The organism is Stenotrophomonas sp. YJH_SMC_53 (genome assembly GCF_059369995.1).
The window spans coordinates 394,715-408,974 of the sequence record NZ_JCAFTF010000001.1 but is presented as its reverse complement, the minus strand read 5'-3'; the positions used below and the strand labels follow the sequence as shown (position 1 = coordinate 408,974).

Annotated in this window: 11 protein-coding genes; 6 read left to right on the top strand and 5 right to left on the bottom strand. The window is 67.6% G+C overall.

Translation table 11 applies throughout. From position 1 onward, the window contains the following. Window positions 1–22: 22 nt before the first annotated feature. Genes AC5P7X_RS01880 through AC5P7X_RS01870 form a run of 3 tightly spaced genes read right to left on the bottom strand, consistent with a single transcriptional unit; the run spans window position 23 to window position 3,148 of the window. A complete protein-coding gene (locus AC5P7X_RS01880; protein WP_253136558.1) occupies window positions 23–1,078 on the bottom strand; it encodes an ABC transporter substrate-binding protein in 1,056 nt (351 codons plus the stop codon). After that, window positions 1,075–2,466: a sensor histidine kinase N-terminal domain-containing protein gene (locus AC5P7X_RS01875; RefSeq protein WP_495214390.1), complete on the bottom strand. Its 1,392-nt coding sequence runs from the start codon at window positions 2,464–2,466 to the stop codon at window positions 1,075–1,077. The genes AC5P7X_RS01880 and AC5P7X_RS01875 overlap by 4 nt, the downstream gene beginning before the upstream one ends. After that, entirely contained in the window at window positions 2,459–3,148 is a 690-nt protein-coding gene (locus AC5P7X_RS01870) for a response regulator transcription factor (protein WP_005419188.1), read from the bottom strand. Before AC5P7X_RS01870 ends, AC5P7X_RS01875 begins: the two co-directional genes overlap by 8 nt. A 276-nt stretch (window positions 3,149–3,424) precedes the next feature. Between AC5P7X_RS01870 and AC5P7X_RS01865 the strand changes: the two genes are divergently transcribed. From AC5P7X_RS01865 to AC5P7X_RS01850, 4 genes are all read left to right on the top strand, one after another. Next, the gene (locus AC5P7X_RS01865) at window positions 3,425–4,564 is read left to right on the top strand and encodes an OprO/OprP family phosphate-selective porin (protein ID WP_070489913.1); all 1,140 of its coding nucleotides are present in this window, start codon (window positions 3,425–3,427) and stop codon (window positions 4,562–4,564) included. A gap of 75 nt (window positions 4,565–4,639) precedes the next feature. Beyond that, the gene (locus tag AC5P7X_RS01860) at window positions 4,640–5,968 is read left to right on the top strand and encodes a CitMHS family transporter (protein WP_005419191.1); all 1,329 of its coding nucleotides are present in this window, start codon (window positions 4,640–4,642) and stop codon (window positions 5,966–5,968) included. Window positions 5,969–5,992: 24 nt separating this feature from the next. Beyond that, window positions 5,993–6,733: an acetoacetyl-CoA reductase gene (gene phbB / locus AC5P7X_RS01855; RefSeq protein WP_005419193.1), complete on the top strand. Its 741-nt coding sequence runs from the start codon at window positions 5,993–5,995 to the stop codon at window positions 6,731–6,733. Between the two features lie 202 nt (window positions 6,734–6,935). After that, a complete protein-coding gene (locus AC5P7X_RS01850) occupies window positions 6,936–9,233 on the top strand; it encodes a TonB-dependent receptor (RefSeq protein ID WP_346608100.1) in 2,298 nt (765 codons plus the stop codon). A gap of 527 nt (window positions 9,234–9,760) precedes the next feature. On the opposite strand, the gene AC5P7X_RS01845 is transcribed toward AC5P7X_RS01850, so the two are convergent. Both AC5P7X_RS01845 and rsgA read right to left on the bottom strand, forming a co-directional pair. Then, window positions 9,761–11,014, bottom strand: coding sequence for a flavohemoglobin expression-modulating QEGLA motif protein (locus AC5P7X_RS01845; RefSeq protein ID WP_053501008.1), 1,254 nt, complete (start codon window positions 11,012–11,014; stop codon window positions 9,761–9,763). Between the two features lie 123 nt (window positions 11,015–11,137). Then, on the bottom strand, window positions 11,138–12,247 hold the full coding sequence (rsgA, locus tag AC5P7X_RS01840) for a ribosome small subunit-dependent GTPase A (protein ID WP_053501006.1): 1,110 nt from the start codon (window positions 12,245–12,247) through the stop codon (window positions 11,138–11,140). Between the two features lie 114 nt (window positions 12,248–12,361). Here rsgA and AC5P7X_RS01835 point away from each other — a divergent pair, with 114 nt between their 5' ends. Then, on the top strand, window positions 12,362–13,636 hold the full coding sequence (locus tag AC5P7X_RS01835) for a pyridoxal phosphate-dependent aminotransferase (protein WP_053501004.1): 1,275 nt from the start codon (window positions 12,362–12,364) through the stop codon (window positions 13,634–13,636). 3 nt (window positions 13,637–13,639) lie between these two features. Next, window positions 13,640–14,257, top strand: coding sequence for an SGNH/GDSL hydrolase family protein (locus AC5P7X_RS01830; RefSeq protein WP_329843325.1), 618 nt, complete (start codon window positions 13,640–13,642; stop codon window positions 14,255–14,257). Window positions 14,258–14,260 lie beyond the last annotated feature (3 nt).

Sequence of the window (14,260 nt, the reverse complement as noted above, 5' to 3'; positions counted from 1 at the left end):
ATTGTACGGGCAGGTCGCCGCCTCAGCGCCCGGCCGGCTCGACGCTGCTGCGCCAGGCATCGAGAAACTGGCGACGCTTGAGCGCGTCCAGATACACCAGCAGGCCCGGACCCAGCTGGATCGGGCGGCGGCTGCGGCCCGGCGCATCATCGCCGCGCGCGTTGCCGGTCACGATCGGCATCAGCCGTGCCTCGCGCGACAGCACCTGCTGGCCGCGTGGCGACAGCAGGTAGTCAAGGAAGCGCCGGGCTTCTTCCGGGTGTGGGCCGGTACGCGGGATCACTGCGGTACGCAGCACCACCAGCGTGTAGTCCTCGGGCTCCACAATGCCCAGCGGCGCGCCGGCATCAACGCGCGCCTGCGCGTAGGAGCCAAGCACGTTGTAGACCAGCGACAGCTGGCCACTGGCCACCTGGTCCAGCAGCACGCCGGTGCGCTCCTCGCGCACCACGTCGTTGTCGCCGAGCGCGCCCAGCAGCGCGCCGGCAATGCTGCCGCGCTGCGCGTCCTGGGTCGCCAACAGGTAGCCGACGCTGCTGCGCTCGATGTCATAGGTGCCGACCCTGCCGCGCAGGGGTGCACCTTCAGCACGCAGCCGGTCCAGCAGCTGGCGGCGCGTGTGCGGCACATTAGCCGCCGGCAGTGCGCGGGTGTTGTAGACCATCACCACCGGCTCGTAGCTGATGCCGAACGCCTCGCTGCGCCATTGCGCCCACGCCGGCAGCGCCGCGGTCTGCGCCGAGCGATGCGGCAGCGCATGGCCATCGTTGACCAGCTTGGTCTGCAGGTCCATGCCGCTGGAGATCAGCAGGTCCGGCGATGCCGGCCCGGCACGGTCGTGCAGGTAGCGCGCGTACAGGTCCTGGGTGATGATGTCCTCGTACACCACCTCGGTGCCGGGGTGCAGGCGCTGGTAGTCGGCGATGACCACCGCGAACACTTCGATGTCGGTGGTGCCGTGGATGCGCAGCTGAGCGGTGGCCGCTCCCTGTGCGGGAAAACGGCGCACATCGCCGGGCGCGGCCAACACCGGCAGGGCCAGCAGCAGCGCAACAGTCGTGGCGAACAAGCGGATCATGGACTGCTCCGGGGCAGGCGGATGGTGGCGACCAGCCCGCCCTGCGGGCGGTTGCTCAGGTCAATGCGGCCGCCATGGCTGTCGACCACGCGCTTGACGATGGCCAGGCCCAGCCCGGCACCACCTGAGGGCGCGCCTTCGCCACGGGCGAAACGCTCGAATACGCGCTCGGCATCGGCCGGGGCGATGCCCGCGCCGTGGTCGGCGATGGTCAGCACGGCCTGCTCGCCTTCCACGGTAAGGGCAATCTGCAAGTCGCCGTCACCGCCGTACTTCAGTGCGTTGTCGACCAGGTTCTTGATCGCCTCGCGCAGCAGCAGCGCATCGCCGTGCACCAATGCCGGTTCGGCGGTCATCGCCAACTGCACGCGCGGCGCCGGACCGGCCTGCGGCAGCGCTTCATGCAGGGCCTGGTGCACGGTCTCGGCCAGGTCCACCGCTGCAAAGCGCTGCAGATGCGAACGATGGATCACGCTGGCATCGCTGAGCAGCTGGTTCAGCAGCCGGCTCATATGGGTGGCGTTGCGCTCGATCGCCTGCAGGCTGCGCCGCATGTCCTCCGGATCGTCATCATCCAGCGCCAGCTGTGCCTGTGCGCGCAATGCCGCCAGCGGCGTGCGCATCTGGTGCGCAGCCTCGGCCATGAACGCGCGCAGTGTCTCGTTGCTGCTGGACAGGCGTTCCATGAAGCGGTTCAGCGCCGCCACCATCTGGTCCATCTCGCGCGGAACGCGGGCATCCAGCGGCTTCAGGTCGGACGGCTCCCGTCGCGACAGCTCGCGCTCTACCCGCACCAGCGGCCGGAATGCGCGATGCACGCCGAACGCCACCAGTGCCAGCAGCAGCCCGGACAGCACGCCGATCGCCAGCAACGCGCGATTGACCATGTCCTGCGCGACCGCTTCACGCGCACGCCGGGTCTGGCCGACCTGGACCTGCACCTCGCCCTGCGCCGAGGCAGCGGCGAAGCTGCGGCCGACCACCACGAAGCGCACGGTCTCGCCGCTGTAGGTGGCATCGAACAGCTGCGGCTGGGTACCGGGCCGGCGCGGCGGTGCCGGCAGGTCACCGTAGCCGGTGATCAGCGTGCCGCGGCTGTCAGCCACGCGATAGAACACGCGGTCCTCCGGCGCCATCGCCAGCAGGTCCAGCGCCGCATACGGCAGATCGACCTGCCACTGCCCATCGACCAGCGCCACCGAATCGGCGATGGACAGTGCCGAGGCCACCAGCAGGTGATCGTAGGAACGGTTGGCGGCACGCTGGCCGTAATCGCGTGCGGCGAACAGCAGGGCCACCGCGAACACCGCCAGCAGCACGCCGAGATAGAGCAGCAGCGTGCGCCGCAGCGAACCCGGCGCCGCAGTCGCAGCGCGCGCGTCAGCCATCGGCGTCGGCATGGGTATCGCTGGCCTCCAGCAGATAGCCGACACCGCGCACCGTGGTGATGCGCAGCGGTGCGCCCGCCAGCTTCTTTCTCAGGCGACCAACATACAACTCGATGGCATTCGGGCCCGCTTCGTCATCGAAACCGAACAGGCCGTTGCCGATCTCATCCTTGCCGACCACTTGGCCGAGGCGCCCGACCAGGATCTCCAGCAGGCGGTACTCGCGGTTGGGCAGTTCGATCGGTTCGCCGTCGAGGCTGACCCGGTGCGCAGCGTTGTCGAACTGGAAGCCGCCGATCTGCACCACTTCGCTGGCCTGGCCACGCGCACGCCGCAGCAGCACGCGGCAGCGCGCTTCGAACTCGCGGAAATCGAACGGCTTGCCCAGGTAATCGTCGGCACCGACATCCAGCGCCTGCACGCGATCCTCGATGCCATCGCGCGCGGTCAGCATCAGCACCGGCGTGCTGTCACCGCGCTCGCGCATGCCGGCCAGCACGCGCAGGCCATCGAGCTTGGGCAGGCCGATGTCCAGCACCACCAGGTCGAAGCTCTGGTAACGCAGCACGCTGGCGGCGGCCAGGCCATCGGCCTGCCAGTCCACGGCGTGCCCGCTGCGGCGCATCCGGCGGATGATCGCATCGGCCAGATCCGGGTTGTCTTCGACCAGCAGCAGGCGCATGGGCACACGGGTGGGAGGGGAACCGAATGCTACCGCATGCCGCCGGGTCCGCCCGCCGGTCATGGACCGGCGCTACCGGGATACATCGCATGGGTAGCACAGGGCGGTGCCCGGCGGTCGTTTACGCTGCACCGCACAAACCACTGACAGGACGATGACAGCTTGCCCGACCCAGACTGCGGCCGCGCACCGTCCGGTGCCCACGATTGCCGCGCGCCTGGCGCGCACCTGGGAGGGTTTGTGGAATTCACGTTTGCCTGGCGGCGTCCTGCCGCCATGATGGCGCTGGCTGCCCTGTCGGCGCCGGCCTTCGCTGCCGAAGACGACCGCCCGGTCACCGCCACCCTCGGTGGCCGCCTGCACCTGGACTTCGCCACCTTCGACAACGACAACCGCGGCACCCCGAACAAGGACGACACCGAGATCCGTCGCGCCTGGCTGGACGTGTCCGGCAAGTTCTTCGTGGTCGACTACAAGCTGGAAGCCGACTTCTCCGGCGACCGCGTCGAGGCCAAGGATGTCTACCTGGCACGCAGCTTCGGCGAGGCCGGCAAGCTGACCGTCGGCCAGTTCAAGCAGTACTTCTCGCTGGATGACCGTACCAGCTCCAACTACGGCAGCTTCCTGGAGCGCGGCAACGCCGGCACCACGCTGGCGCCGCTGTACCGCCTGGGTGCGTCCTGGCAGGCCAATCCGGGGGATTTCACCTGGGCGGCCAGCCTCTACAGCCTGGAGAGCATCGACGCCTGGCAGGTGAAGGGCCGCGCGGCGGGTGGTCGCGTCACCTGGGCGCCCACGCCCAGCGACGGTGACGTGCTGCACCTGGGCCTGTCGCTGGCCCGCGAGGCCTACGACAACCCGGGTGCCAACGGCGTGCCCGGCCTGCGCATCCGTCCGCGCCCGGCCGGCCACCTGTCCGACAACAGCCGCCTGACCCTGGTCGACTTCTCCGCCGGCCGCGATACCGACGTCAACAAGTGGTCGCTGGAATACGCGCAGGTGCGCGGCCCGCTGTCGTGGCAGGGCGAGTTCAGTGGCGCCACCTTCGATGACGGCGCCCAGCGCGGCGACGTGATGGCGGCCTACGGCATGCTCAGCTGGTTCGTCACCGGCGAAAGCCGTGCCTACGACCGCAAGACCGGCCGCTTCGCACGGGTCAAGGACATCCGCCACAAGGCTGGGGCCTTCGAAGTAGCGCTGCGTTACGACCAGATGTGGGGCGCGCAGCACCTCGATGGCGCGCCGGACCTGCGCCGTGGCAGCACCGAAGCCTGGACGCTGGGTGGCAACTGGTACCTGCGCGACAACCTGCGCTTCATGCTCAACGTGATCGAAAGCCGCAACCGCGACCGCCTGGCCGGGGTCACGGTGGACCGCACGCGCGCGGTCACTGGCCGCCTGCAGTACGACTTCTAAGCCAGCTGTGCCGGGCAAACCACCCGGCCCCCTTCCACTCCCCCACATCCTGTTTTCGCAAGGAGTCCGCAGATGATGCTGAGCATCCTCGGCTTTGGCATGGTCATTACATTCATGTACTTGATCATGAGCAAGCGGTTGTCGCCGCTGGTGGCCCTGATCACCATTCCCATCCTGTTCGCGCTGATCGGCGGCTTCGGTGCCGGCATCGACGAGATGATGCTGGAGGGCATCAAGAAGATCGCGCCGACCGGCGTGATGCTGATGTTCGCCATCCTCTACTTCGGGGTGATGATCGACGCCGGCCTGTTCGATCCGCTGGTAAGGGTGATCCTGCGCTTCGTCAAGGGCGACCCGATGAAGATCGTGCTTGGCACTGCGGTGCTGGCGATGCTGATCTCGCTCGATGGCGACGGTTCGACCACCTACATGATCACCGTCTCGGCGATGCTGCCGCTGTACCAGCGCCTCGGCATGAACGCGCTGAACATGACCTGCGTGACCATCCTGGCCGGCGGCGTGATGAACCTGACCCCGTGGGGCGGCCCGACCGCACGCGCGGCCACCGCGCTGCACGTGGACCCGGCCGATGTGTTCGTGCCGCTGATCCCGTCGATGGTGATCGCCTGTGCCGGCGTGCTGCTGCTGGCCTGGTACCTGGGCCTGAAGGAACGCCGTCGCCTTGGCGTGGTGACCCTGCCCAAGGGCGGCAGCTGGATGGACAACAGCGTGTCCGATGACAGCAATCCGCTGCCGACCGTGGAAGACGCCGAGGACATCAAGCGTCCGAAGCTGCTGTGGGTCAACCTGGCCCTGACCGTGGCGCTGATGACCGCGCTGATCATCGGCGTGCTGCCGATGCCGGTGCTGTTCATGGTCGGCTTCGCCATCGCCCTGGTGATCAACTACCCGAACCTGGCCGAGCAGCGCCGCCGCGTGGTCAACCATGCCGGCAACGTGCTGTCGGTGGTGTCGCTGATCTTCGCTGCGGGCATCTTCACCGGCATCCTCAACAACACCGGCATGGTCGAGGCGATGTCACACAGCTTCCTGGCGGTGATTCCGGAGTCGTGGGGCCCGTACCTGGCGGTGATCACCGCCGTGGCGTCGATGCCGTTCACCTTCTTCATGTCCAACGACGCGTTCTACTTCGGCGTGCTGCCGATCCTGTCCGAGGCCGCCGGCAACTACGGCATCACCCCGGTGGAAATGGCGCGCGCCTCGCTGGCCGGCCAGCCGGTGCACCTGCTCAGCCCGCTGGTGCCCTCCACCTACCTGCTGGTGGGCCTGGCCAAGGTCGAATTCGCCGACCACCAGAAGTTCACCCTGAAGTGGGCCATCGCCATCTCGATGCTGCTGATGATCGGCAGCCTGCTGTTCGGCCTTTACCCCCTCGCCGCCTGACCCTTTGCCAAGGAGCCTTCTGCAATGACGCTTCGAATCGCTTACGTCACCAGTGGAATGGGCAGTGTCGGCACTGCCATCTGCCAGAGCCTGGCCCGCAGCGGCCACACCGTGGTTGCCGGCTGCGCGCCGAACTCGCCGCGCAAGGCCAACTGGCTGCGCGAGCAGCGCGAACAGGGCTTCGACTTCATCGCCTCCGAAGGCAACGCCACCGACTGGGCCTCGACCAGCGCCGCGTTCGCCAAGGTCCGCGCAGAAGTCGGTGAAGTGGACGTGCTGGTCAACAACTCCGGCGGCAGCCGCGACCTGCTGTTCCGGCAGATGACGGTGGAAGACTGGAATGCGGTGATCGCCTCCAACCTCAATGCGCTGTTCAACCTGACCAAGCAGGTGGTCGATGGGATGGCCACGCGTGGCTGGGGCCGCATCATCAACATCGGTTCGGTCAGCGCCCACAAGGGCCAGATCGGCCAGGTGAACTACGCCACCGCCAAGGCCGCGATGCACGGTTTCAGCCGTGCACTGGCCGCCGAAGTGGCCTCGCGCGGCGTTACCGTCAACACGCTGTCGCCGGGTTACATCGCCAGCCAGGCGATCAGCAGCTTCCCGCCGGACGTCCTGGATCGGCTGGCCGCATCGGTGCCGGTGCGCCGCCTCGGCCGCCCCGAGGAAGTGGCCGGCCTGTGCGCGTGGCTGGCCTCGGATGAAGCCTCGTACGTGACCGGCGCCGACTATCCGGTCAACGGTGGCCTGTACATGGGTTGAGCCCTCCCCCACGGAGTGCGCGGGGCCGGTGAACCTTCGTTCGCGAGGGGAATCCGGCCCCTTTTTCATTCGGCTGCGGGACATGTGCGGGTGCCCTGCGTCGTTCGTTGGTTTTTCGTAAAGAAGGTTTCATGTTCCGTTCGCATAGTGGCCATGCACCGCGCACGCGTGCCGGTGACCACCCCCCATGCAACGGACCACCATGCAGACCCGACACCTGACGATCGCCGTGGCGATCGCGCTCTCCGCCGCCGCCAGCGCCCATGCTGCCACCACCGCCGATACCGGCGCCAGCACCGATGCCGCGCTGAGCGCGCAGACGCTGGATACCGTCTCCGTGATCGGCCAGGGCGAGACCCGCCAGGTGCAGCGCATCACCACCGTCGACAAGCAGGTGCTGCCGCCGGGCACCAGTGGCCAGAAAATCCTCGACCGCCTCCCGGGCGTGTCGGTGCAGTCCAACGATGCCTTCGGCGCGAACGAAGAATCGCAGACCATCAGCCTGCGCGGCTTCGACAAGAGCCGCCTCGGCTATACGCTGGACGGCATCCCGCTGGGTGACAACAGCTACGGCAACTACAACGGCCTGAGCATTGCCCGCGCGATCATTGCCGAGAACCTGGCCGGTGCCGAGCTGTCGCAGGGCATCGGTTCGCTGGGCGTGGCTTCGACCAGCAACCTGGGCGGCACCATCCAGTATTTCTCGATGGACCCGTCCACTGAATTCGGTGGCCGCGCCAGCGTCACCGTCGGCGACAACAACCAGCGCCGTGGCTACCTGCGCGTGGACACCGGCGACCTCAACGGCTTCTCGGCCTATGTGTCCGGCGTGCACCAGGACCAGGACATGTGGGCCGCGCCGTACCAGAACCAGACCACCCGCCAGTTCAACGCCAAGGCCGTGTGGAATATCGGCGACCACCGTTTCGGTGCGTTCGTGGCGACCTCGCGCGCCAGCCAGGCCAACTACGCCTACCTGTCCAAGGACATGCTGGCCCGCGGCCTGGGCTATGACTGGAACATCTACGCACCGGACTGGGACCGCGCCGTCGCTGCTGCGTACTGCGCGCCGGGCACCTACAACAAGGCGCGCTGCAGGTTCAGCGGCGGCGTCAACAGCATCGACGATGCGTACTACCAGAGCCGTGCACTTCGCGACGACAACCTCTATTCGGTCGATGCCGACCTGCGCCTGGGCGAGCAGGGTCGCCTGAAGCTGCTGGCCTACCACCACGACAACCGTGGCCAGGGCCACTGGTGGGCACCGGGCCAGCCGTCCTACCCGGGCACCGACAGGATGCTGCCGATTTCGATCCGCAGCACCAACTACACGATCAACCGCGATGGTGTGACCGCCGCGCTGTCGTGGACGGTGGGCATCCACGAACTGGAGGCCGGCCTGTGGTACGAGCAGAACGACCATAACGTGTCGCGCAACTTCTACTACATCAGCGGCCCGTTCCTGGACGACCTGTACCTGAAGAACCCGGACCGCCTGCTGTTCAACCAGGATTTCGACATCCGCACGCGCCAGTTCTACGTGCAGGACCGCATGCGCTTCCTCGACCAGCGCCTGACCGTGGACGTGGGCATCAAGAGCCCGAACACCCGCATGCGCGCCACCGCCCAGCCGGGCGTGGAAACCAGCATCGCTTCGGGCACGCTGACCGCCAAGAAGTCGGTGCTGCCGCAGGTGGGCCTGGGCTTCAAGCTCAACGCCAACAATGAACTGTTCGCCTCGTACGCCGAGAACATCGCCGCCTTCGTCGGTGGCGGCAGCGGTGGCCCGTTGCAGGTGTCGCCGGAATCGTTCGCGGCCAGCGCCGGCCTGGAGCCGGAGAAGTCCAAGAGCCTGGAAGCCGGCTTCCGTACCTTCGGCGAGAAGTACCAGGCCTCGATCGCGGCCTACAACGTGAAGTTCGACAACCGCCTGCTGTCGCTGAACCCGTGTTCCAGCATCGAAGTCGGCACGCGTCCGGAGTGCGTAACGCGCTTCATCAATGTCGGTTCGGTGAAGAGCCACGGCGCGGAACTGACCTTCATCCTCAAGCCGATCGACGGCCTGCAGTGGTACAACGCGCTGTCCTGGAACAAGACCACCTACGAGGATGACTACACCTCGGGCGGCGCGATCGTGCCGGTGGCCGGCAAGATCACGGTGGATACGCCGCAGCGCATGGCCTCCAGCGAGATCAGCTGGAACCGCGATGGCTTCTTCGCCAGCCTGCGTGCCAAGTACACCGGCAAGCGCTACTACACCTACACCAACGACCAGTCGGTGCCGGGCGTGACCACCTTCGACGCCGGTGCAGGCTACGACTTCGGCCCGGGCCTGGGCCTGCGCAACGTTCGGGTGTCGTTGAATGCGACCAACCTGACCAACAAGCGCTACGCCGGCCAGCTGAGCTCGTTCGCACCGACCGATCCGAAGGGCACGCGCTATGCGATCCATGCGAGCGCACCGCGGCAGCTGTTCATGACGGTGGCGGCGGAGTTCTAAATCGAAAGCGTTGCCCCGCGGCGTCTTGATTACCGCTGCGGGGCAGGGCCGGATGGGCCGGCGCAGGACACGCCGTAAACCCATCCATGGGGGCTCGATGGCGCCATCCATGGCGCCAACGGTCCTGCGCCGGCCCATCCGACCCTGCTCGACGGTTTCCCGCGCCACGGTGCGGAGGACAAAGAAGAGCAAAAGCAAAGGGCCGGGCATTGCCCGGCTCTTTGCTTTTCAAGATTTTCAAGCGCAATCCCTTCGGTGCGGTGATGTGCTGCCGCCCGCGCGGGAATCTGTCTGGCGGCGGTGGGACCCCCTGGCCAGGACCGTGAGGCGCATGGATGCGCCGATCGAGCCCCCATGGGTGAGGGCGCTTTGCTTGCGAAGCACTGCTTCGCAAGCGCCCGAACGCCCAGCCGCCAGCGGCTGGGCCGGACCGCGAAGCGGGGTTTACGGCGTGTCCTGGACAGGGTGTCCCACCGCCGCCCAGCGATATCAATCAAGGCGCCAGCGCTTCATCCCGCCAACGCCTTTCATTCCGGCGCCAGCTGGTCCATCCGTATCCGGTTGGCGAACAGCGAGAACGCCAGCATGCCGGCCAGGCCGTTCGCCCGGCTCACCCAGTGCGGCAGCCAGCGCGGTGGCTTCAGCACCCCCGCCTCGAACAGCGGCGCGAACGCGATCGCATCGGCCAGGCTCATCTTGCCCGCGAACAACCAGCGGCAGACCTGCAGGCGGTCCTCGGCCAGCATGTGGCGGAAGAAGGTATGCACCGACACCAGGCCGCGCAGGTACACCGTGTCCTTGGTGAAGGCCAGGCCACCACGGGGCGGTACGCCGCGGAATACGCGCTGCGCCGAGGCGAAACTCTCTTCGGCGTTCTGCCCCGCGTCGCAGAAGTAGCGGAATACCTCGATGAAGTCGGCGCCTTCGCGTGCCATCGCAATCGCTTCAGTGCGCAGGCTGATGCGCTTGAGGCGCTCGATGTCGATACTGCCGGTGATCTGCTCGGCAAACGTCGCCAGCCCTTCCTGGGTGGCCGTCACCCGCGGCGAGGACAACGCCAGGCTGGGCAGCACCGGTTGTTCGCGGCCATTCAAGGCGGTCAGCGAATGCACCAGCGCTTCGTGGTGGAACAGCTGCGCGCGGTCGTAGGCACTGAAGCGCGCACTGGTGCGCAGGCGGATGCGGGTCGGTCCGGCAGCGGCCTTGGACACCAGCTCTGGATCGAGCTGCACCTGGATGATGCGCGATTCGAAGAATGCATCCAGGTCATTCTGCAGCTGCAGCTGCAGGGCAATGGCCGAGACCGGCACCTGCTCTTCCGGCGCCAGCAGTTCGTGATCGAGTTCGGCAGCAATCTGGATGAAGTGACGCGCCGCTTCGCGCGTGCTCGGGCCATTGCCTGGCAACGGCTGCTCGGGCGCGCCGAACAACTGCACCGAACAGGTATCGACGGCGGCAGTGCCCAGCCCCTCAAGCAGCTGCGCGGCCAGGTCCCAGCTCTGTGCCGACTGGCGCACGTAGTGGCCCAGCGGATGGCTGTCGTCGCAGTCAGCGGCGATCGCAGCCAGCGCGCGACGTTCTTCGCTGAAGTCCAGCCGTGGGTAATCCACCTTCGGCAGCACCGGCTGGCCACGTGCCACGCTGTCCAGGAACGGGGCCTGCAGCGTGGCAGGCCAGCTGGTCAGCCCCAGCAGGCGGATGCCTCCCACGGCCTCGACCAGGCGCGCATCGAGCGCTGCATGGTGGGCCACCTCACGGTCCAGCGTCGCGGTCGGTTCCATGCGCGGACTATAGCGCCCTGCCATGTCCGGCGCTGCGCGCCGCCGCCCGAGCGTTGGCTCGGGCGCTACAGGGTGTCCCGGGATGCATCTCTTGTAGAGCCGAGCCCACGCTCGGCCGCACTGTCAGCGCCTACGCGGCTTTCCGGCCGGGCGGAACTGCTGGCCCTTGCCCTTCCTGCCGCCACGTTCCTGCGCGGTCTCGGCCTGGCGCACCGCCAGCTTGGCGGCAGCGGCAGCCACTTCTTCCTTCAGCTTGAAGTAGTTCAGCAGCCGGCTCTCTTCGATCTCGCCAGCGTCGATCGCTGCGCGGACAGCACAGCCCGGTTCCTGCTGGTGCTTGCAGTCGTTGAAACGGCACTGCGTGGCCAGCGCTTCGATGTCGGCGAAGCCACCTTCGGACAGCGTTTCTTCGCCGGTCGGTTTCAGCTCGCGCATGCCGGGGGTGTCGATCAGGCAGGCGCCGGTCGGAAGCGGCATCAACGCGCGATGGGTGGTGGTGTGGCGACCGCGCGAATCGTTGGCACGCACCGCGTTGGTCTTCATCCGCTGCTCGCCGAGCAGGGTGTTGGTCAGCGTGGATTTGCCGGCACCGGAGGAGCCCACCAGCACCACCGTGCGGCCCGGGCCCAGCCACGGTTGCAGCACCGCCACACTGTCGGCATCCAGGCCGTTGATCGCATGCAACGCGATGCCCTGCATCTCCAGTTCTTCCAGCACCGCCAGCGCATCCTCGCTGTACTCGGTCTGGTCGGCCTTGGTCAGCACCACCACCGGTTCGGCGCCGCCACCGCCGACCAGCAGCAGGTAGCGCTCGATGCGGCGCGGATTGAAGTCGGCATCCAGGCCACAAACGATGAACACCGTATCGATGTTCGCTGCGATCACCTGCTGGTGGTAGTGCTCGCCCGCCGCGCCACGCTTGATCGCGGTGCGACGCGGCAGCAGCGCAACGATGCGGATGCCGTCCAGCAGCACCCAGTCGCCCACTGCAGGCCGCTCGTGGCTGGGGAAGCGCGGGCGCTGCCATTCCGGCAGTGACTCCGCTTTGATCGCCGCATCCGGGCCATCGGCCACCACGTAATGGGTCCGGTGCTGCTCGATCACCCGCGCCGGGCGGGCCTGCGGGTGCGCGGCCATCATGGCCTGCCAGTCGGCCTGCTGCGCCGGGCCCGGCCAGGGCCAGCCGATGGTCTGCAGGGCGATGAAATCGGGGGTCTGGGTCATCGCCGCCATTCTACCTGTGACGGCCCCCGGCCAGCCCAGCAATGGCAGGCGCGGAGCCGTTGCCATGCACTGCAGCAATTCCGGTAGGATGGAATCCCCATGCCTTTTGACGGCCCAGCCCCCATGTCCACCCTTTCGCCCAAGCCCCTGGCCATCCGCGAGCGCCTTTCCGAAGTGCGCTACGAGATCCGCGGAGAACTGGCCCGGCGAGCGCGGGAGCTGGAGGCGCAGGGCCGCAAGCTGATCAAGCTCAACATCGGCAACCCGGGCAACTTCGGTTTCCGCGCACCCGAGCACCTGCAGCGCGCGATCGCCGACGACATGGGCCGCACCGACCCGTACACCCACCAGCAGGGCCTGCCGGTGGCGCGTGAAGCCATCGCCGATTACTACGCCCGCCGCGGCGCACCGGATGCACACCCGGACCGCGTGTTCGTCGGCAACGGTGTCAGCGAGCTGATCGACCTGTCGCTGCGCGCACTGCTCAATCCGGGCGATGAGGTGCTGGTGCCGTCGCCGGACTACCCGCTGTGGTCGGCCTCCACCATCCTCAACGATGGCCGACCGGTGTACTACCGCTGCGCCGCCGAAAACGGCTTCCAGCCGGACCCGAGCGAGATCGAGACACTGGTGTCGTCACGCACCCGCGCCATCGTGCTGATCAACCCGAACAACCCCAGCGGCGCCAGCTACCCGCGTGAACTGCTGGAGCGCGTGGTCGAGATCGCACGACGCCACAACCTGCTGTTGCTGGTCGATGAGATCTACGACCAGATCCTGTACGACGATGCGGTGTTCCAGCCGGTCGCGCCGCTGGCCGGCGACCATCCGTGCCTGACCTTCAGCGGCCTGAGCAAGGTGCACCGTGCCTGCGGCTGGCGCGTGGGCTGGGCCCACCTCAGCGGCGACGACGCGCGCTTGGGCGACTTCCGCGCCGCGCTGGACCTGCTGGGCGCGCTGCGCCTGTGCGCCAATGTACCGGGCCAGTACGCCATCGAGGCCGCAGTGAACGGCCCGGACACCATCTCCGAACTGTGCACCCCGGGTGGCCGCCTGTATGAAACCCGCCGTGCGGTGATCGACGCCTGCGAAGCCAGCGAGCACCTGTCGCTGGTCGCGCCGGCCGGTGCGCTGTATGCGTTCCCGGCCGTGGTCGGTGCCGCTGCCAAGGGCTTTGACGACCACAACTTCGCGCTGGACCTGATGAACACCGAAGGCGTGCTGGTGGTACCGGGTTCCAGCTTCAACGTGCCCTACCGCCATCATTTCCGCGTGACCCTGTTGCCGGAAGCCTCGGTGATGCGCGATGTGTTCGCCCGCATCGACCGCGTGCTGGCCCGGCGTGCCGAGGACGCGACCAAGGTCGTGCCGCTGAAGCCGCGCCGTTCGGTGGCCTGAGCGGTGGTGCTTTCCTACCTGGCGCTGGGCGACTCGTACACCGTCGGAGAAGCCGTTGCCGTCGAAGGCCGCTGGCCGCACCAGCTGGCCGCCGCCCTGCGTGCGCAGGATGTGGCGCTGGCCGACCCTCAGACCATCGCCACCACCGGCTGGACCACCGACGAGCTGGACGCCGGCATCGATGCGGCCGCACCCCAGGGTCCGTTCGATTTCGTCAGCCTGCTGATCGGCGTCAACAACCAGTACCGCGGCCGTCCGCTGGACGAGTACCGCGTACAGTTCCAGGCCCTGCTTCAGCGGGCGATCGGCTTTGCCGGGGGCCGCCCCGGGCGTGTGCTGGTGCTGTCCTTCCCCGACTGGGGCGCGACGCCGTTCGGTGCAGGCAGCGGCCGCGACCTGGCCACCATCGAGATCGAGACCGACGAGTTCAACGCAGCGGCCGAGGTGATCAGCACCCAGCAGGACGTGGCCTTCGTCGACATCACCGACATCAGCCGTGACCAGGGTGACAACCCGGCAATGATCGCCGAAGACGGCCTGCACCCGTCGGCGCGGATGTACGCACTGTGGAGCGCGCGCGCGCTGCCGGTCGCCGCACACCTGCTCGGTGGCACGGACTGACAC